Annotated in this window: 21 protein-coding genes; 16 read left to right on the top strand and 5 right to left on the bottom strand. The window is 38.0% G+C overall.

Translation table 11 applies throughout. The features are described from left to right. Nucleotides 1-172: 172 nt before the first annotated feature. The 9 genes from trpE (at nt 173) to BCR22_RS06610 (ending at nt 7,761) form a co-directional block, all read left to right on the top strand. Nucleotides 173-1,537 carry an anthranilate synthase component I gene (trpE, locus tag BCR22_RS06650; RefSeq protein WP_069654156.1) on the top strand — a complete coding sequence of 455 codons (1,365 nt, stop codon included), beginning with the start codon at nt 173-175 and terminating at the stop codon, nt 1,535-1,537. Then, the gene (locus tag BCR22_RS06645) at nt 1,534-2,109 is read left to right on the top strand and encodes an anthranilate synthase component II (protein WP_069654155.1); all 576 of its coding nucleotides are present in this window, start codon (nt 1,534-1,536) and stop codon (nt 2,107-2,109) included. The genes trpE and BCR22_RS06645 overlap by 4 nt, the downstream gene beginning before the upstream one ends. A gap of 1 nt (nt 2,110) precedes the next feature. Continuing rightward, nucleotides 2,111-3,124, top strand: a complete 1,014-nt coding sequence (trpD, locus tag BCR22_RS06640; protein WP_069654154.1) for an anthranilate phosphoribosyltransferase — start codon at nt 2,111-2,113, stop codon at nt 3,122-3,124. Then, nucleotides 3,125-3,883 carry an indole-3-glycerol phosphate synthase TrpC gene (trpC, locus tag BCR22_RS06635; protein ID WP_069654153.1) on the top strand — a complete coding sequence of 253 codons (759 nt, stop codon included), beginning with the start codon at nt 3,125-3,127 and terminating at the stop codon, nt 3,881-3,883. It begins immediately after the preceding gene. Next, complete coding sequence (locus BCR22_RS06630) at nt 3,880-4,470, top strand: phosphoribosylanthranilate isomerase (protein ID WP_069654152.1); 591 nt, start codon at nt 3,880-3,882, stop codon at nt 4,468-4,470. The genes trpC and BCR22_RS06630 overlap by 4 nt, the downstream gene beginning before the upstream one ends. A 37-nt stretch (nt 4,471-4,507) precedes the next feature. Beyond that, nucleotides 4,508-5,701 (top strand): tryptophan synthase subunit beta, encoded by a 1,194-nt coding sequence (trpB, locus tag BCR22_RS06625; RefSeq protein ID WP_083241770.1) that lies wholly within the window; start codon nt 4,508-4,510, stop codon nt 5,699-5,701. Then, complete coding sequence (trpA, locus tag BCR22_RS06620) at nt 5,698-6,465, top strand: tryptophan synthase subunit alpha (RefSeq protein ID WP_069654150.1); 768 nt, start codon at nt 5,698-5,700, stop codon at nt 6,463-6,465. Before trpB ends, trpA begins: the two co-directional genes overlap by 4 nt. 74 nt (nt 6,466-6,539) lie before the next feature. Then, nucleotides 6,540-7,109 carry a GNAT family N-acetyltransferase gene (locus tag BCR22_RS06615; RefSeq protein ID WP_069654149.1) on the top strand — a complete coding sequence of 190 codons (570 nt, stop codon included), beginning with the start codon at nt 6,540-6,542 and terminating at the stop codon, nt 7,107-7,109. A gap of 28 nt (nt 7,110-7,137) precedes the next feature. Continuing rightward, the gene (locus BCR22_RS06610) at nt 7,138-7,761 is read left to right on the top strand and encodes a DUF1054 domain-containing protein (RefSeq protein ID WP_069654148.1); all 624 of its coding nucleotides are present in this window, start codon (nt 7,138-7,140) and stop codon (nt 7,759-7,761) included. A gap of 90 nt (nt 7,762-7,851) precedes the next feature. Here BCR22_RS06610 and BCR22_RS06605 read toward each other — a convergent pair whose 3' ends face one another. Both BCR22_RS06605 and lepB read right to left on the bottom strand, forming a co-directional pair. Then, the gene (locus BCR22_RS06605) at nt 7,852-8,295 is read right to left on the bottom strand and encodes a hypothetical protein (RefSeq protein ID WP_069654147.1); all 444 of its coding nucleotides are present in this window, start codon (nt 8,293-8,295) and stop codon (nt 7,852-7,854) included. A gap of 116 nt (nt 8,296-8,411) precedes the next feature. Beyond that, complete coding sequence (gene lepB, locus BCR22_RS06600; protein WP_069654146.1) at nt 8,412-8,957, bottom strand: signal peptidase I; 546 nt, start codon at nt 8,955-8,957, stop codon at nt 8,412-8,414. A 191-nt stretch (nt 8,958-9,148) separates the two neighbouring features. Here lepB and BCR22_RS06595 point away from each other — a divergent pair, with 191 nt between their 5' ends. Together BCR22_RS06595 and BCR22_RS06590 are read left to right on the top strand one after the other, a co-directional pair. Next, entirely contained in the window at nt 9,149-10,234 is a 1,086-nt protein-coding gene (locus BCR22_RS06595; RefSeq protein WP_069654145.1) for an ABC transporter permease, read from the top strand. A 17-nt stretch (nt 10,235-10,251) separates the two neighbouring features. Further along, entirely contained in the window at nt 10,252-10,923 is a 672-nt protein-coding gene (locus tag BCR22_RS06590; protein ID WP_069654144.1) for an ABC transporter ATP-binding protein, read from the top strand. A gap of 138 nt (nt 10,924-11,061) precedes the next feature. Here the strand turns inward: BCR22_RS06590 and rpsD are convergent, their stop codons facing one another. Together rpsD and BCR22_RS06580 are read right to left on the bottom strand one after the other, a co-directional pair. Further along, entirely contained in the window at nt 11,062-11,673 is a 612-nt protein-coding gene (gene rpsD, locus BCR22_RS06585) for a 30S ribosomal protein S4 (protein ID WP_010766410.1), read from the bottom strand. Between the two features lie 365 nt (nt 11,674-12,038). Then, the gene (locus BCR22_RS06580; RefSeq protein ID WP_069654143.1) at nt 12,039-13,379 is read right to left on the bottom strand and encodes a TPM domain-containing protein; all 1,341 of its coding nucleotides are present in this window, start codon (nt 13,377-13,379) and stop codon (nt 12,039-12,041) included. Between the two features lie 338 nt (nt 13,380-13,717). Here BCR22_RS06580 and BCR22_RS06575 point away from each other — a divergent pair, with 338 nt between their 5' ends. From BCR22_RS06575 to BCR22_RS06570, 3 genes are all read left to right on the top strand, one after another. Then, a complete protein-coding gene (locus tag BCR22_RS06575; RefSeq protein ID WP_069654142.1) occupies nt 13,718-14,515 on the top strand; it encodes a formate/nitrite transporter family protein in 798 nt (265 codons plus the stop codon). A gap of 245 nt (nt 14,516-14,760) precedes the next feature. Further along, nucleotides 14,761-14,892 (top strand): hypothetical protein, encoded by a 132-nt coding sequence (locus BCR22_RS15665; protein WP_338030536.1) that lies wholly within the window; start codon nt 14,761-14,763, stop codon nt 14,890-14,892. Nucleotides 14,893-15,011: 119 nt separating this feature from the next. Beyond that, the gene (locus BCR22_RS06570; RefSeq protein ID WP_069654141.1) at nt 15,012-15,788 is read left to right on the top strand and encodes a Cof-type HAD-IIB family hydrolase; all 777 of its coding nucleotides are present in this window, start codon (nt 15,012-15,014) and stop codon (nt 15,786-15,788) included. A gap of 50 nt (nt 15,789-15,838) precedes the next feature. On the opposite strand, the gene def is transcribed toward BCR22_RS06570, so the two are convergent. Next, complete coding sequence (def, locus tag BCR22_RS06565; protein ID WP_069654140.1) at nt 15,839-16,402, bottom strand: peptide deformylase; 564 nt, start codon at nt 16,400-16,402, stop codon at nt 15,839-15,841. 287 nt (nt 16,403-16,689) lie between these two features. Between def and rpsO the strand changes: the two genes are divergently transcribed. Together rpsO and pnp are read left to right on the top strand one after the other, a co-directional pair. Then, complete coding sequence (rpsO, locus tag BCR22_RS06560; protein ID WP_010770485.1) at nt 16,690-16,959, top strand: 30S ribosomal protein S15; 270 nt, start codon at nt 16,690-16,692, stop codon at nt 16,957-16,959. A gap of 209 nt (nt 16,960-17,168) precedes the next feature. After that, on the top strand, nt 17,169-19,283 hold the full coding sequence (gene pnp / locus BCR22_RS06555; RefSeq protein WP_069654139.1) for a polyribonucleotide nucleotidyltransferase: 2,115 nt from the start codon (nt 17,169-17,171) through the stop codon (nt 19,281-19,283). Nucleotides 19,284-19,381 lie beyond the last annotated feature (98 nt).

The raw sequence follows: 19,381 nt of genomic DNA, 5'->3' as shown, positions 1-19,381 counted from the left end.
CACAAAACAGATATCGATCTGTTTTGTGAGGGCTTTTTGCTATTCATCGCTGTGATTGGTTTTGCCAGAGTAGAGAATAGATAGTAATTGGCGAGCGAAGTTCCCACACTCGTGAATCACCAAAACGATTGTATCCCATCAAATACTAAAAAAATAGAAAAGAGGAAATCAAATGCAATTGATCAAAGAAATCCAAGCAGATTATCTAACCGCAATATCCGCCTTTTTAAGAATCAAAGGAACAAACAAATGCCTTTTAGAAAGCATTCCTAGAGACAAAAGCAAAGGTCGTTATTCGATCATTGCGTGGGATGCGGTTTCTGAAATCACTTGTTTTGGTGGTCAGTTAACGATTGACGGACAAACGAATACGGTAGAAGATCCATTAAAAGAAATGGAAAAACATGTATTGAAAAACGAAGAAGTCGTAAAAGAACTGCCTTTCCAAGGTGGGGCGATCGGTTATGTCGGCTATGACATGATTGCCTGCTACGAAGACTTAGGGAAGCTGCCGTTTGATGAATTAACTATTCCAGATAGTCACTTTTATCTATTCGATTCGTATTTGATTTTCGATCACGTAGGCGAAAAAATAGTGTTAGTAGAAGCTGATACATACTCAAAACGAGGGGAAGGAACATTAAACGAAGCTATCAATCAAAAAATAAAAGAATTGCAAACGCCGAGTGAAGAAGAACAAAAAGAGATTCAGTTAAAAAAATTACACTACCAAAGCAACTTTACCCAAGCAAGTTTTGAACAAGTCGTCGCCAAAGTAAAAAACTATATCAAGCAAGGTGACATGTTTCAAATGGTTCCCTCGCAACGTCTAACGGCTGATTTTGAAGAAGAACCTTTCGATTATTACCGCAGATTACGCGTCACGAATCCATCAACGTATCTGTATTTCCTAGATTTTGGCGAAACATATGTAATCGGATCATCTCCAGAAAGTTTAGTCAGTATTAAAAATGAAATCGTAACAACAAATCCAATTGCTGGTACACGGAAACGAGGGCAGACAGTAGAACAGGATTCGATACTAGAACAAGAACTACTCACTGATGAAAAAGAACGTGCGGAGCATCAAATGTTGATCGATTTAGGTCGCAACGATATCGGAAAAATTAGTGAAATAGGTTCTGTTGAAGTCCCAGTCTATATGACAGTTGAAAAGTATCGCTTTGTCATGCATTTAGTTTCAGTCGTGACCGGAAAACTAAAAAAAGAATTGACTGCGATGGATGCACTAAAGGCAACGTTACCTGCTGGTACGGTAAGCGGTGCACCCAAAATTCGGGCGATGCAACGTATTTATGAACTCGAACCAGTCAAACGAAACATCTATGCAGGCGCAGTCGGCTACTTGTCTAAAAATGATCAAGCTGATTTTGCTATTGCGATAAGAACGATGGTCATTCACCAAAATAAAGCATACGTACAAGCAGGTGCAGGAATTGTATATGATTCTGAGCCTACAAAAGAATATGAAGAAACGTTGCAAAAAGCCAAAGCTCTTTTGGAGGTAGAAAAATGATTTTACTGATTGATAATTATGATTCATTTACACATAATCTTGCTCAATTGATTGGAACAGATCAAGATGTAGTGATTATTCGAAACGATTCAGGCGATATTTTTTCCTTAGCAGAACAAGCAGATGCAATCGTGATTTCACCTGGACCAGGAACGCCAGCAGAAACAGGCTATGTAAAAGAAGTGATTCTACAATTTTACCAACAAAAGCCATTACTAGGTATTTGTTTAGGCCATCAAACGATTGGTGAAGTCTTTGGCGCTAAGGTGGTAATTGGCAAAGAGATTCGTCACGGGAAACAATCGCTTATTAAAGCAGATCAAGGCAGCTGCTTGTTTGCAGGAATCTCGAATGAAAGCCTAGTGATGCGGTATCACTCACTCGTAATTGATCGGAAAACTTTACCAGAAGAATTCATCGTGACAGCAATAGCGACAGATTATCAAGAAATCATGGCGATTGAACATCAAATATATCCCATTTTTGGGCTTCAATTTCATCCAGAATCGATTGGGACAACGATTGGTGCAGCCATTATTCATAATTTTATCCAACGAATGGAGGAACAATGAGATGAACGACATATTTGAGAAGCTTTTTAGGCAGGAACATTTATCACGTCTAGAAGCACAGCAAGTAGCAGAACAAATGTTTGAAGGTCAGCTTAGGGATAGTCAAATCGCCGCTTTTTTAACTGGGTTGAAATGCAAAGGAGAAACAGCGGAAGAAATGGCAGGAATAGCTGAAACGATTCAGAGAAAAGCCATCATGATCGACTGCCAAAAAGAGAATGTTATGGATAATTGCGGAACTGGTGGGGATCAGTCAGGTAGTTTCAATATTAGTACAACTGCTGCATTTGTTTTAGCAGCAGGCGGTGTAACTGTCGCTAAACATGGTAATCGCAGTATTTCCAGTAAATCAGGCAGCGCAGACATTTTTGAATGTTTGGGTGTAACGATTTCACTTCCACCAGATAAATTAAGTACCGTACTAAATGAAGTTGGATTGGTCTTTCTTTTTGCGCCTCATATGCATCCAAAGATGAAATATGCCATGAAAGTACGCAGAGAATTAAGGACACCAACTATCCTAAATTTGATTGGTCCGTTGACGAATCCGGTTCATTTAAATTCACAATTAATGGGAACCTATCGTCGAGACTTGCTGGAAGAAACAGCGAAAACATTAGGTGAATTGGGACGTGAGCGAGCAATTGTAGTCAATGGTTCGGGTGGATTGGATGAGGCCTCACTTGCTGGAACCACACATTTTGCTTTATTGGAAGACGAGCGTATCACGATGCATACGATTGAACCAGAGATGTTTGGTTTTGCTCGTCTTCCTATAGACGCGATTCGTGGAGGAAATGCTGAGCAAAATACGGAGACGCTATTATCTATTTTGCACAATCAGGCGAGTCCTTATTTAGACACTGTTTTATTAAATGCTGGGTTGGGATTTTACAGCAATGGGAAAGTTTCGTCAGTTCAAGAGGGCATTTCATTAGCGAAAGATTGTGTGGCGAGCGGAGCGGCTTTTGATAAACTACAACAGCTGATCCGAGTACAAAAGGAGGTTGCTTAAATGGATTTTTTAGCAAAAATTATCAATGAAAAAAAACAAGAAGTGAACGATATGCCTTTCGAAATCATTCAACCATTACGGAAAACCTACTCATTTTACCAACACGTCAAAGATCATCCTGAAAAGATGCATATTATTGGAGAAGTCAAACGAGCTTCCCCGTCTAAAGGTGCAATCAATTTGGCAGTTAATGTGATCCAACAGGCAAAAGCCTATGAAGAAGCAGGGGTTACAGCGATTTCCGTTTTAACGGATGAAGGTTTTTTCAAAGGATCAATCGAGGATTTACGCAAAGTTACGGCAGAAGTAGCTATTCCAGTGTTGTGTAAAGATTTTATCCTAGATGAAAAACAATTGATTCGAGCGAGAAATGCAGGGGCTACAATTATTTTATTGATTGTTTCGGTTCTAACCAAACCAAAATTAGAAGAATTATACAATAAAGCGATCGCATTAGGTTTGGAAGTTTTAATCGAAGTTCATGATGCACAAGAACTCGCAATAGCGGAAAGTTTGTCAGCGCCATTAATCGGTGTGAATAATCGAAATTTAAAAACATTTGATGTTTCAATAGAGGTCAGCCAGAAATTAGGACAGCAACAAACAACAAATGCAGTTTATATCAGCGAATCTGGATTTTCAACGAGTGAACAAGTGGCTCTAGTGAAAGAAAGCTATCAAGCTGTTTTAGTTGGAGAAGGACTGATGCGGCAAAATAATCCTCAAGAAAAAGTCAAAGAATTGCAGGTTTTGCGATGAAAGTAAAAATTTGTGGGTTAAAAACACAAGAACAAGTAGATACTGCAGTAGCATATGGTGCAAGTTATCTTGGTTTTGTTTTTGCAGAAAGTAAACGCCAAATAACTGCTAAAAAAACAAAAGAAATCACAAAAAATGTACCAGAAGAAGTAAAAAAAGTGGGTGTCTTTGTTTCGCCAAGTCTGTCAGAAGTTGAAAGAATAATTCAGGAAGCAAACCTAGATATAGTACAGATTCATGGGACAGTACCTTCGGAGCGTTTTTCAGTTCCACTCATTCGAGCAATACCTGTCGACGGGGCAACACAAGAAAACATGATTCAGGAAACATCGGCGGAATTTCTACTATTTGATGCCCCACCGAAGCAATTTGTGGGGGGAAACGGGGAAGTGTTCGATTGGCAACAACTTGATACAAGTTCCATAAAAAACAAAAAAATAATCATCGCGGGAGGCCTAACGCCAGAGAATGTCCAAAAAGCCAAACGAACATTTAATCCATATGCAGTCGATGTATCCAGTGGTGTTGAAACAACTGGAGAAAAAGATCTAAAAAAAATCATTGCATTTTTAAGGGAATCTGTCTAGCTCGTTTGCTAGGTTTTAAATTATAAGGAGGAAAATTATGTATAGTCAACCAAAAGAAGGGTTTTATGGCGAGTTCGGTGGTCAATTTGTTCCAGAAACATTGATGTATGCCGTCAAAGAATTAGAAGACGTTTATGAAGCTTCGAAGGACGATGAGGGATTTCAAGCAGAACTGAATTACTACTTGAAACAATATGTAGGACGGGAAAATCCTTTATACTTTGCTGAACGGTTAACAAAGTATGCGGGTGGAGCTAAGATTTATTTGAAGAGAGAAGATTTAAACCACACTGGTGCTCATAAAATCAATAACACGATTGGCCAAATTTTGTTAGCGAAAAAAATGGGCAAGAAAAAAGTAGTTGCCGAAACAGGAGCAGGGCAACATGGCGTAGCAACTGCTACAGTCGCAGCATTGTTTGGAATGGACTGTACGATTTTTATGGGGGCGGTCGATGTAGCTCGTCAATCACTGAATGTTTTTCGCATGGAATTATTAGGTGCGAAAGTTGAAAGTGTGACATCGGGTAGTAAGACACTAAAAGACGCAGTGAATGAAGCGTTACGCTTTTGGGTTGCGAATGTGGAAGATACACATTATGTGATGGGGTCTGTTTTAGGTCCGCATCCATTTCCAGAAATTGTTCGGGACTATCAAAGCATTATTGGGATAGAAGCTAGGCGTCAATTTTTAGAAGTAGAAACTAAACTGCCAGATGCAGTGATAGCTTGTGTGGGCGGTGGTAGTAATGCAATGGGGATTTTCTATCCGTTTATAAATGATGCTGTTTCTCTAATTGGTGTTGAGGCCGCTGGATTAGGCTTGAATACTGAATCACATGCAGCATCGATCAATAAAGGAAAAATAGGCGTCCTGCATGGTGCGATGATGAAGTTGCTACAAGATGATGATGGGCAAATTTTAGAAGCCTTCTCAATTTCAGCTGGTTTAGATTATCCTGGGCTTGGACCAGAACATTGTCATTTAAACGAAACACAAAGAGCAAGTTATGAATCTGTTACGGATCAAGAAGCGCTAGAGGCTTTTAAAATTTTATGTCAAACAGAAGGAATCATTCCTGCTTTAGAGAGTGCTCATGCAATTAGTCACGCTCTTAAAGTCGCAAAAGATCTTGGTCCAGACAAACAAATCATTGTTTGCCTTTCAGGTCGAGGGGATAAAGATGTACAGCAAATCAAAGAATTGTTGGAAGGGAAGGCTAGCCGATGAAATCATTAACCAAACAATTAAAAGAGAAGCAGCAAGCGAATGAAACCATTTTTGTACCATACATTATGGCAGGTGCTCAAGGTCTGGATCAATTAGCCTCTGAAATTCAATTACTGACAGATGCAGGAGCGAGTGCGATCGAAGTAGGCATCCCCTTTTCGGATCCTGTTGCAGATGGTCCTGTCATTCAAGTTGCTGGACTAAAATCCTTAACAAATAACGTGACACTTCGAAAAATAATCCAACAATTAAAACAAATAAAAACGACAACACCATTAGTGATCATGACCTATTTTAATCCAATTTTGAGCTACGGATTGGAAATGTTTGTTCAAGATTTGGCGGAAACAAATGTTTTAGGATTGATCATTCCAGATTTACCATATGAACATCAGGAATTAGTGAAGCCGCTGTTAAAAGACAGTGATGTGGCGTTGATTCCTTTAGTAGCGTTGACTACGCCAAAAGAACGCATTCCGGAATTAGTGTCCACTGGAGAAGGATTTATTTATGCTGTGGCAGTCAATGGAGTGACAGGGACTGGTCGACAGTATCAGGAAACCTTAGATGAGCATTTAGCGTACATTCAAAGTGTAAGTGACAAACCAGTTTTAGCAGGCTTTGGTGTTTCTTCAAAAGAACATGTGGATCGTTTTAGAAAAAGTTGTGCAGGCGTGATTGTAGGAAGTAAAATTGTTCAACTTCTTAGTGAAGGAAAACAAGAAGAAGTCAAATCATTCATTAAAGAAGTGGTAAGCAATTAGTTCTGGATTTTTTATTTTTTACTTGCCTCTGAGAGTTTCTTTCTGTAAAGTAGTATGAAAAGCAGGTGAAATTTATGGAAATTGTCATCAATCGGAATTTGATTTTTGCGAAGAACCGCTTTTTGGAGACCGATCGCTTAAAACTGCGCCCAATCACATTAAACGATGCGAATGATATGTACGAATACGGGTCCGATGAAGAAACAGTCGCATATGTTTTCCCCATCCATCAGTCTATTAAGGATACAAAAGAAAGTATTGCGAACTATTTTATGTCCGCGCCACTAGGAAAATATGGCATTGAACTAAAAGAAACAGGAAAACTCATAGGAGCAATCGACTTACGTGTAGTCGAGCAGCATAATATTGCTGAAATAGGTTATTCGTTAAATAAAGCATTTTGGGGGCAAGGATTTGTAGCAGAAGCGGCCAGTGAATTGCTCCGCCTAGGGTTTAATGAGTTACAATTGATGCGGATTTTTGCTATTCATGATATCGACAATCCTCAATCAGGTCGCGTGATGGAAAAAATCGGCATGAAAATAGAAGGCAATATTCCAAATGCTCGAATGTGTAAAGGAAAAATCGTGACGGATATCATGCGGGGCATTACATTAGAAGAATGGCAGCAGCTCCATAACTAACAGAACAGCTCAGAGGAGAAATGAATACATGTTGATGTTTACTGAAAAAGATTTTGATGTGTTTACTATTGAAGGGTTGGATCCGAGAATGGCAGGTATTCGTTCGACGATCCAACCCAAATTTCAAGAATTAGATGAGCATTTTGCTGAAAAATTAGGGAATCAAGTAGAAACGGAATTTTTCGTCCATATCGCGCAACATCGCCGTAGGACCGTTTACCCACCAGAAAATACGTGGTCAGCTTTAAGTCAGAAAAAACGAGGATACAAAATGGAAGCTCATTTTCAATTAGGGATTTGGCCGGATTATTTATTCATGTGGTTATCCTTGATTGATAATCCAAAAAATGAAAAAGAAATCGCACAAGCCTTCTTAGAAAATCAAGCATTATTTGAACAGTTGGATGATGACTTTTACTTGTCGGTCGACCACACAAAGCCCGAAATCGAACCGTTGAAAGAAGCAGATTTAGCGAAACACCTAACTCGTTTTCGTGATGTAAAGAAAGGCGAATTTCAGATTGGTCGAATAATCAGAAAGACAGATGATTTATTAAACGATCCAGAAAAAGCCCGTGAGTATATGTTGAAAACATATGAGGAATTAGTACCACTATATCAACTAGCCATTAAATTACAGCAAAAAGATTAACATACAAACGGAACGTGGGTGGAGGTGACTCTTAGAGTTGTGTCCACTCACGTTCCGTTTTTTATTGTATCAACGCCAATTGCAAGTTTCTTAAAGCCAGACTAATTGTTCAAATTCACTTGGTGTAAGAGAATATTGATCGAGAGAAGTTGAAACGAGTTCTTTGGGGTCGGCGATGTTGGCATGTTCTCGAACTAAAATATCGATCCCGGCAGGTGTTACGAACGATTGTTCAAATTTGATTACTAAAATAGTATCTGTAATAGCCAAAACGGACCACGTACTACTTAAAATGTTTAAAATTCCGCGCCCTCTCCAAATAAAGCGATTATTTTTTAACGTGTCAACTCCGATAATTTCTTTTAACCGTCCCTTATTATTTTTATAGTGCACGATATCTAAAAACGTAAGAGGATCATTTGCTAGCGTCTTATATTGTATAGTAGGATGGCTCCGTTTTTTTGATAGCCAAAGAGGAAAGTTAGTCCCTCGTATAACCCAGCGACCTTCTAGTAGTGCCAATGAATGGTCCATTTTTTCAATCCTTCCTATTCTTAAAACGCAACTAGAGCTGTACAATATTTTTTATATTATACAGCTTTTATAAGAAAACACGCCAAAAGTCAGCTTATGATACATAGAATATAAGTTTATTGTACTCCAATCTTATTCAACGGATAATAACGAAAGTAGACAACCCCTACAATCGCTTCTTTATCTACAAACCCAAAATACCGACTATCATCCGTTTTCCGACGATTATCGCCTAACACAAAGTATTTTCCTTCAGGAACAACTGTTGCAGGTGCTGTCGCGCTATTTTTTAAAGTAAAGTCAGTTGTTAAAGGGTTACCATCTGTTAAAGCGTTCTTAAATTCATCTAAATAGGGTTCATCATATTTTTTGTCATTGATATACAATTGATCATTTTCCATCCGAATAGTGTCGCCCGGCAGACCTACAATCCGCTTAACGATTCGCTTGCCATCTCGTGGGCTAGGGAAAGTTGCTACATCAAATCGTTTGGGATTCAGAAAAGAAGACTGCCATAAACGATCTGATTCATGATAAGTTGGCTCCATCGAGATGCCGACAACTTCTACCGGCGTCAAAACAAAAGCCCTCAAAAAAAGCGCAAGTAGCAAAATAAATGAAAATTGAATTACGGTATAAAGTGTACTGTGTTTCTTTTTCATGAACAAACTCCTTTTTACTCATTATGTCTTTTAGTATATCAGAATAATTTTTAGAAATAAGAAGAAAACTAGAAAAATGTGTGTTCTTTTATTTTTAAAGTCAAGATTAAAGCAGATGTTTTGTTGTCATTGCCAAAATTTGCTATACTTTTTTTATAAAACTTATCGTTTGATAAGGAGGAGGAGAATCTATGTTTTTAGCTTGGAATGAAATAACTCGCTCGAAATTGCGTTATGCACTAATTATTAGTGTCATGTTTTTAATTTCTTATTTAGTCTTTTTTTTAACCGGTTTGGCATATGGCTTAGCTGAGGATAATCGAACGGCTGTGGATAAATGGCAGGCGGATGGCATTGTACTTTCGGATGAATCAAATACGAATATCAATATGTCGATGATTCCCATTAAGTCACTAGATGAAGTCGAAGCAAAAGAAAAAGCATCATTAGGACAAACTGGTGCAGTGATTCAATTAGATAAAAAAGGCTCAGAAAAAGTCAATGCAAGTTTTTTTGGGATCAACAAAGATGAATTTTTGATGCCGAATATTATTGAAGGAAAAGCATTTTCGAATGAAGATGAGACCGTTGTGGATAATAGTTTGAAAAAAGAAAATGAAGTCAAACTAGGTGATACCATTAAATTAGCAGGCAGTGATAAAAAACTAAAAGTTGTTGGTTTTACAGATAATGCTAAATTTAACGTTGCGCCAGTTTTATATGTATCCACAGCAGCTTTTCAACAAATACGCTTTGAAAAATCAGATACTTCTGAGAATGCGCGTGTAAATGCGATTGTTTTTCGGGCAAAAGAAGGTTCGTTAAAAAATGTACATCTAAAAGGGGACGGATTAACTCGTTACAGTATTGCAACATTTATTAATAAACTACCGGGATATAATGCTCAAGTACTGACATTTGGCTTTATGATTGGCTTTTTGATTGTGATTGCAGCAATTGTTATCGGGATCTTTATTTATGTTCTAACAATGCAAAAAGCAACAATTTTCGGGATCATGAAAGCACAGGGGATTTCCGGATTTTATATCGCGGTTTCTGTGATTATTCAGACATTTGTTTTGGCTGTATTTGGAATAGCGATCGGCTTACTTGGAACAGTAGGAACTTCATTCGTGTTGCCAACTGCCGTTCCATTTCAAACGAATTGGCTATTCTTCTTGTCGATTGGTGGCATAATGTTGATTATTGCGGTATTAGGAGCACTGTTCTCAGTACGGACGATTGTCAAAATCGATCCATTAAAAGCAATCGGATAGAAAAGGAGTGAAATGGAATGAAAGCTATTGAATTTTTATCTGTGGATAAACAGTTCTTAGATGGAGATACAACGATCGAAGCATTAAAATCCACAGATTTTTCTGTGGAAAAAGGACAATTTGTGGCTGTGATTGGACCGAGTGGTTCAGGAAAGAGTACCTTTTTAACGCTTGCTGGCGGCCTACAAACACCTACAAATGGCGAAGTGAAGATCAATAATGACGCATTTAGTAAAGAAAATGAAAAAACACGATCAAAGATTCGTTTTTCTGAGATAGGGTTTATTTTGCAAGCATCCAATTTAGTACCATTTTTAACTGTGGAAAAGCAACTGCGTTTGGTCGATAAAGTCAAAAAAGAAAAGACAGATGTGGATAAAGTCAATAAGTTATTAACAGAGTTAGGAATTGAGAAATTAAAGAAAAAATATCCTGATGAAATTTCTGGCGGTGAACGTCAGCGAGTAGCGATTGCCAGAGCATTATATAATGATCCATCAATCATTTTAGCGGATGAACCAACAGCCAGTTTAGACTCAGATAGAGCATTTGAGGTTGTCAAAATTTTAGCAAGAGAAACAAAAGAAAAAAATAAAGCGACAATCATGGTGACCCACGATCAGCGTTTGATTGAATTTTGTGACGAAGTATTTGTGATGAAAGACGGCGTATTGGAAAAACAAAAATAAGATAGGAAACAAAGATGCGGATAGCGATACAAGCATCTTTGTTTTTTTTGTACAAAAAACCCTTGCCCAACAACGTGAGCAAGGGTTGCAAGTTCGATAAAGTATGAGAAGCTGTGACGCTTTTCTCCAAATCGAATCTTAAAGTTTTTGGTTGTAGTATTCAACGACAAGAGCTTCGTCGATTTCAGGATATAACTCATCACGTTCTGGTAAACGAGTGAAGCTTCCTTCTAATTTTTCAGCGTCAAAGCTTACGAATGCTGGACGACCAACAGTAGCTTCAACAGCTTCTTTGATTGTTACTACATTTTGAGATTTTTCACGAACAGAAATCACTTGACCAACTTCAACGTGGTAAGAAGGGATATCTACGCGTTTGCCATCTACAGTCACGTGACCGTGGTTAACCAATTGACGTGCTTGACGACGAGTAGTTGCTAAACCTAAACGGTAAACGACGTTGTCTAAACGTTGTTCTAGTAAGATCATGAAGTTAACACCATGTTTACCTTCTTTGATCTTGCTTGCTTTAATAAACAAGTTAACGAATTGACGTTCGTTCATACCGTACATATGACGTAATTTTTGTTTTTCAGTTAATTGCATACCGTATTCAGAAACTTTACCACGGCTGTTTGGTCCGTGTTGTCCTGGTTTGTATGGGCGACGTGCTAGTTCTTTACCAGTTCCTGATAGAGAGATACCTAGACGACGAGAGATTTTCCATGATGGTCCTGTATAACGTGACATTAAAAATTCCTCCAATAAAATAATTTTTTTGGAGTAAAATAATCTTCTGAAAAATTCATATTCGTTCAGTTCATTCTTCAACCTTCGCCCTTTGCAGCCGTGGGTTACGCAGTTGAACCTGAAAAGAAAAGCTGATAAGGCTTGTTCAAAAAACGAGTGATAAGAGGGAAAATTGTTGCGACAAGTATTGTCACAATGATTTTTCAGCGTATCATTGAGTTTTTTAGCCTTAGAAGCTAGACATCTATCAAGGCAATGAAATGTTGACGAGTCTATTATTTTTCTGCTGCATTATTTTACACAAAGATTAGTATAGCGCAAAACTAGAGATAACTCAAGCTTTTTATTGAGTTATCCCTAATAAACTACCATCCGCCAGAAGCACCGCCACCACCAGACGAACCTCCACCAAAAGATCCCCAAGAAGAGCCGCCGCTTCCGCTTCCAGAAGAATCATTATCCGACCAATTATTAGAATTATAGTTGGACGCTAGATAAGCCGTAGTTAAAATGTCCCCATTGCCTGAATAAAGAGTGTCCCCAATTAAAATCCGACCAAATGCTTTTTGTTGCGCTTTTGGATTTTTTAATAGTCTTCCTCTTGCAATAGCACGACGTATCCCTCTTCTTGATGAAATTAAGAAGGTTCCGCTTAGCATAATATAGTATAAATCGGTTTGTTTTATTTGTTCAAGAAGTGATGACGTATCAGCTGGATTGATTTCATTAGTGTAATCGGCTAGTTGTTCTTGATACATGTTGTAAGTTGATTTTATAGATTGTCTTGCACGAATTGCTCTGATAATAAAGAATAAACTAACCATTATTGTAGTGATCAATAAGAGCAATAGACTTCCATGAGCAAACTTAGCGGAGCTTTTTTGCTCTTCAACTTGATTGATTTTAGAATCTACCAACGCTGTTTTTGTATTCATTAATGCAAAAACTTGATCCACCACTTGATTGACAGCGGTAGCGTATTGTTCTTCTTTGAACTCATCAACGACTGTATCATCATTGATGATATTGTCTGCTACGGCATCAGGGATCAACCCTTCTAATCCATATCCTACTTCTAAACGAAATGCGCGTTCATCTAAAGCAATCAAATACAGGACCCCGTTATTTTCATCTTTGTTGCCGATGCCCAGCTGGTTGAAAATTTTATTGGCATAAGATTCAATATCTTCACCGTTAGGCAACTGGCTAACAGTTACGACTTCCAATTGAGCCCCATTGGTACTAGCAGCTAATTGTTTGTTTAAATCATAGATTTTTCTCTTTACTGTAGCATCTAGCATATTTGCATTGTCTGAGACAAATATATTATTTTTGTTGATTACTAGATTACTATTTGTTCCTTCTATAGCAACAGAGTAATTGTCTTCCTGTGTAGGGTACTCTTTTAAGTTATCTAGATTTTCTTGTAAAATGGTATCAAACGACTTCTTCGTTTCGGTTACTTTTCCTGCCTCAATATCTGCTCGTTCTTGTTTAAGCGAGACTAATTGTTGGTCGTAAGAAGCCATCTTTTCTGGATAATGGTTATTCGTTACAAAGTATAAAGTAAAAAGGAAACCACAAGATAGAATAATCCAGACTAAAATGACCGTAAAAAGATCATTTCTTCTTTTTAACGAACGATAATGAGAAATAATTTTTTGATTTAATTGTTGCGGTTGATTGTTTTCAACGGATCTATACATAATAGCCTACCCCCTTGCTCAAAAACCATACCAAAATATCATTTAGACGATGGTGTATCCCCCAAAAAACTGTTTTCACTTTCATTCACATACAACTCCTTCTTTGGAATAATTAAGTGATCTTACTACTATTTTACCATCAGCCAAAATAAAAACATCCTACTTCAGATGGATTTTTAATTGATTTGTTTGGAATTTTTAGCTTTAATTTGTTATTCTATGAAAAAAAGTGTTACTTTGTGTGAAAAAGCACTAGACAAAACACCTGCTGGTCTTTAGAATGATAGAGGATGTTTTTGAAAATATTAAATGAAAACAAATTGAAAAGGAGAAACATAATGAAACCTGTATCGCCATTATTTGAGCAGATCGACAAATCAATTGGTAAAAAAATGAACTTATTCCAAAGCAGTTTTATGCGTTATGCTTTTCGTGCAATACTAGCTTGTATGTTTTTAACATTAGGAACGGCGGTTGCCTTTGCGATTGCAATCAAAGGTGAAGGAATGGTCCATGGCTTAGGCAAAATTCTCTATGCGTTCATGTTCAGCTGGTCACTTGTTATGATTCTTTATATGAATGCAGAATTAGGGACATCGAATATGCTGTATATGACCGTTGGCGTTTACCGTAAGAAGATTAACTTCTCTTTTGCAGCGAAAATTTTATTTACTTGTATTTTCTTTAATTTAGTCGGTGGTATTCTTTTTGGCTACTTGATTTCGTTGACCGTTCCTTACCAAGATTTACCTGCGGATAGCTTTTTCTTTACATCAATTGCGGGTAAATTAGAGAAAACAACGACACAAATTTTAGTTGAAGCAATTTTTGCAAATATCGTGGTAAATACTGCTGTGTTAGTAAGTATGCGTATGAAAGATGATGCAGGTAAAGTTGCAGCGATCATTTTTATCATTTTCATCTTTGCTTTCTTAGGGTACGAGCACGTTATAGCCAACTTCCCGGCGTTTAGTTTAGCGTATTTCGCTTCTCACGGAACTATGGCAGCTATGACAGTTGGTAGCGTAGCACATAATTTATTCTTTGCTTTGATCGGTAACTTTATCGGTGGTGGCTTAGTAATGGGCTTGGGTTATGCTTGGCTGAATAATGCAGATACAAATTATTTAGATTAATTATAATAGTAGGGGATGGGACAGAAGGATTTGCTTTTGCTCCATCCTTTTTGATGTGGAAAGCTAGTTGAAGTAAAAATAAAGCAAAGGCATGAATGAAGTTGACCGTTTCGAACCGTTCGTGATCGACAAAGCTTGGTGGGATAGCATGGACGTCTGGCGTAAATTTTTTGGCCTTTGGGGATTTCAGCATTGTCGCCGCTTTTTGAGGCTTTTTTGTAGAAGATGATTTCTGGCACAGACGAATTGCCATCAATCTGCAACTGTTCTATAAAGAAAAAACAAACACAGTGTTATTGAAAAAAGCCATCATTTATGATAAAACTACAGATGAGTTCTTTATTCAAAAAGCAATTGTGGTTCTTAGGTTAATATAGTAAAATTGATCCTCAATGGGTCCAAATGTTGATCGAGACAACCGAATTAAGCCTATTAGCTGTTAGAGAAGGCAGGAAATAGTTGACAAAACCATAGAAAGCGAGCGAGTTATTACGCCATGAGAAGAAAACTTTTTGCATTTGATATTGATGGAACATTACTTGGAACCGACAGACAACCGTTAGAAAGTACACGAGAAGCATTGAAAATGTTGAGACAACAAGGACATCTTGTAACCATTGCGACAGGTCGTAGCCGTTTTATGGCAAAAGATATTATTATAGACTTGGATTTTTCTAATTATGTTCTTTGCAATGGAGCGGCGGCATTTTTAAATCACGAACAGTATTTTCAAAACCTACTTGATCAAGATGAATTGCATCGTTTTGCTGCAGAGGTAGAAAAAAGAGAAATTGGTTTAGCTTATGTTGGCTTGGATGATGTGAAAAAAAATAACCATCACCGTCAGGCACAAATGGTTGAAGCGATGGGGTCTATTGATTTTGAAGCGCCTGAGTATGATTTGGATTTCCAGAAAGAAAACGATGTTTATCAAGCATTAGCTTTTTATGATCACTCAGCAGATGGACTGTTTGACCAAGAATTTTCTAAATTCCGTTTTATCCGCTGGCATTCTGAAAGTGTAGACATTGTACCTAAGAACGGATCAAAAGCTGCGACGTTACTGAATCTAGCTGAGCGAGTTGGGATAGCTCGTGAGGATATCATTACATTTGGCGATGGCGAAAACGATCGTGAAATGTTACGTGAAGCGGGTATCGGTGTAGCGATGGGCAATGCGTTACCACATATTCAAAAAGAAGCCAAAATGGTGACAGATACTAATGACAATGATGGTATTTGGAAAGCATTGAAAGAATTAAAGGCGATTTAAGCAAAAAAAACGATCAAGACAAACGAGTTATGTTTGTCTTGATCGTTTTTTTATTCGATTACCAATACGCCATCTTTCAACGCATAAGGATTTTCTTGATTGATGTGATCATAAAACATTACACCATTCAAATGATCGATTTCATGCTGCACAACGATCGCTTCGTAATTTTTCAAACGAATCTTTTGTTTGACACCCGCTGCATCTACGTAAGATAACGTGATTTTATTGTGGCGTACCACATAACCTGGAACCTCACGGTCAACAGATAAACAGCCTTCACCCTCACCAAGACAAGCATCTTGAACAGAATGACTTAAAATTTTTGGATTATACATCACCGCACTTAATGTCGGTTCTGGCTTTTCTAAGTCACCGCTTGGTACATGAACTGCGATGATTCGCTTAGAAATATCTAACTGAGGTGCTGCTAAACCAACACCTCCGCGTAATCCTAATTCCTCTGCTTTGATAGGATCTTGACTATTATGCAAGAATTCCATCATTTCTTCGCCTAATTTGATATCTTCATCAGAAAGCGGCACAGAAACTTCTTTAGCCACTGCTCTGAGTGTTGGATTTCCTTCACGGATAATATCATCCATTGTAATCATGGAATAATTCCTCCTTTATGTTTGAAAGTTAAGGTCAGTCTCAGCTCTGACAGAAACGAACTCTTTCCTTTAATCTGTTTCTTCGCTTATACAGTTTATCATAAAACCTTTCTAAAAGGGGATAAAATGTGCAAAAAAAAGGGGAATGAATTCAGCTTAGTCTTGCATTTGATCTAACTTTCCTGTAAAGTATACCTGTATGGAATCATACCGTCTTTTACTTGGTTGTGCGAATCACCAACGCATTACTCAGTAAGAAGATGACTACTAAAGAAGAGGTGAAAAACATGGCAATGTCAAAAGAAAAGAAAAACGAAATCATTAGCGAATACGCTCGTCATGAAGGAGATACTGGTTCACCAGAAGTACAGATTGCTGTATTAACTGCTGATATCAATCACTTGAATGAGCACGCTCGCGTTCACAAAAAAGATCACCATTCTTACCGTGGACTAATGAAAAAAATTGGTCACCGTCGTAACTTGTTAGCTTACCTACGTAAGACTGACATCCAACGTTACCGCGTATTGATCGAACGTTTAGGATTACGTCGTTAATCAAAAAAGGAAAAGCGAGATTCGTAACGAACCTCGCTTTTTAGCTTATTTAAAAGCAAAGGTTCGGTATCCTTAAAATACTAACAAACATCATCTTTGGAAAGTTCGAATGAATCTACTAACCAAATAAAAGGACTCAATTCGTTTGAATCTTTTCATTTGTTTAGTAGCAGTCTAACTTTTCCGAAGAATCAAAGGAGAAAAGATACATGTCAGAAAAACAAGTGTTTAAAACAACTTGGGGTGGACGCCCTTTACAGGTTGAAGTTGGCCAATTAGCGAAACAAGCAAACGGCGCAGTATTAGTTCGTTATGGAGATACAGTAGTGCTAAGTGCGGCAGTTGCCTCAAAAGATGCGAGAGATTTTGATTTCTTTCCATTGACAGTCAACTATGAAGAAAAAATGTACTCTGTAGGAAAGATTCCAGGTGGATTTATCAAACGTGAAGGTCGTCCAAGTGAACGCGCAACATTAACGGCTCGTTTAATTGACCGTCCAATCCGTCCGATGTTTGCGGAAGGTTTCCGTAATGAAGTTCAAATTACAAATACTGTTATGAGTGTTGAACAAGATTGCACACCAGAAATGGCGGCAATGTTTGGTTCATCTCTAGCTTTAGCAATTTCAGATATTCCTTTTGACGGACCAATCGCAGGTGTTGATGTTGGTCGTGTCGATGGCGAATATGTATTGAATCCAACAGTCGAACAATCTGAAAAAACAGATATCGAATTAACCGTTGCTGGAACGAAAAAAGCAATCAACATGGTTGAAAGTGGTGCCAAAGAAGTATCTGAAGAAGATATGCTTGGTGCGTTACTTTTCGGTTTTGACGCAATCAAAGAATTAGTTGCTTTCCAAGAAGAAATCGTTGCCGCTGTCGGTAAAGAAAAAATGGAAATCAAATTATTACAAGTAGATGCTGACTTGAAAAAAGAAATCTTCGCGGCTTACTATGCTTCAATGAAAGAAGCCGTTATGACCGAAGAAAAACTTGCTCGTGAAGTCAACATCGATGCGATCAAAGATCAATTAAAAGAAGCGTATGCTGAAAAATTTGCTGGTCACGAAGAAGAAGCGCAAGTGGCGAAAGAAGTTAAACAAATCGCAGAAGATCTAGAAAAAGACGTAGTTCGTGAATTGATCACGATTGATAAAATCCGTCCTGATGGTCGTAAATTAGACGAAATCCGTCCATTGGCGTCAGAAGTTGGTATTTTACCACGCGTTCATGGTTCTGGATTATTCACTCGTGGACAAACCCAAGCCTTGTCTGTCGTAACGTTAGCACCGCTTGGCGAACATCAAATCATCGATGGTTTAGGTGTAGAAGATAGCAAACGTTTCATTCATCATTATAACTTCCCGCAATTCTCTGTTGGTTCAACAGGTCGTGCAGGCTCCCCTGGTCGTCGTGAAATCGGTCACGGTGCCTTAGGCGAACGTGCGATGGCGCAAGTGATTCCAAGTGAAGCGGATTTCCCTTACATGATCCGTGTGGTATCAGAAGTTTTAGAATCAAATGGTTCTTCTTCACAAGCAAGTATTTGTGCGGGCATCTTAGCATTGATGGATGCTGGTGTACCAATTAAAGCACCAGTTGCCGGAATTGCGATGGGACTTGTCAGTGATGGTGAAAACTATACGATTTTAACAGATATCCAAGGACTAGAAGATCACCTAGGCGACATGGACTTTAAAGTTGCTGGAACAAAAGACGGAATCACGGCACTACAAATGGATATCAAAATCCAAGGAATCACTGAACAAATCTTGACAGAAGCATTGACTCAAGCGAAAAAAGCCCGTATGGAAATCCTTGCTGAATTGACATCAACATTGGCTGAACCTCGTCCAGAGTTAAGCAAATACGCTCCTAAGATTGAAATGATCCAAATCGCTCCAGCTAAAATCAAAGATGTTATTGGTAAAGGCGGAGAAACGATCAATGGTATCATCGATGAAACGGGCGTTAAGATCGACATCGATCAAGAGGGTAATGTAAGTATTGCCTCAGCTGATGCAGATATGATCAAAAAAGCCATCAAGATCATTGAAGAGTTGACAAAAGAAGTTGAAGTTGGACAAGTTTACCTTGGTAAAGTTGTTCGTATCGAAAAATTCGGCGCATTTGTTAACTTGATTAAAGGTAAAGATGGACTCGTTCATATTTCTCAATTAGCAAACGAACGTGTAAATAACGTTGAAGATATCGTAAAACTTGGCGATGAAGTGCTTGTAAAAGTGACTGAAATCGATAAACAAGGTCGTGTGAATGTTTCACGTAAAGCGTTATTGACGGAAGAAAATAAAGAAAAATAAGCAACAGAAGTTTGCTTTTGATTTAGAGTTTATTAAAGCAGAGTATGGCGTTTAGCCTACTCTGTTTTTTTGTAAAAATAACTTTATTTAATAAAAAA

The sequence above is a fragment of the Enterococcus plantarum genome (assembly GCF_001730295.1).
Lineage (GTDB): Bacteria > Bacillota > Bacilli > Lactobacillales > Enterococcaceae > Enterococcus_L > Enterococcus_L plantarum.
Note: the sequence above shows the minus strand (reverse complement) of the source record. Positions and strands in the feature narration are given on the sequence as shown.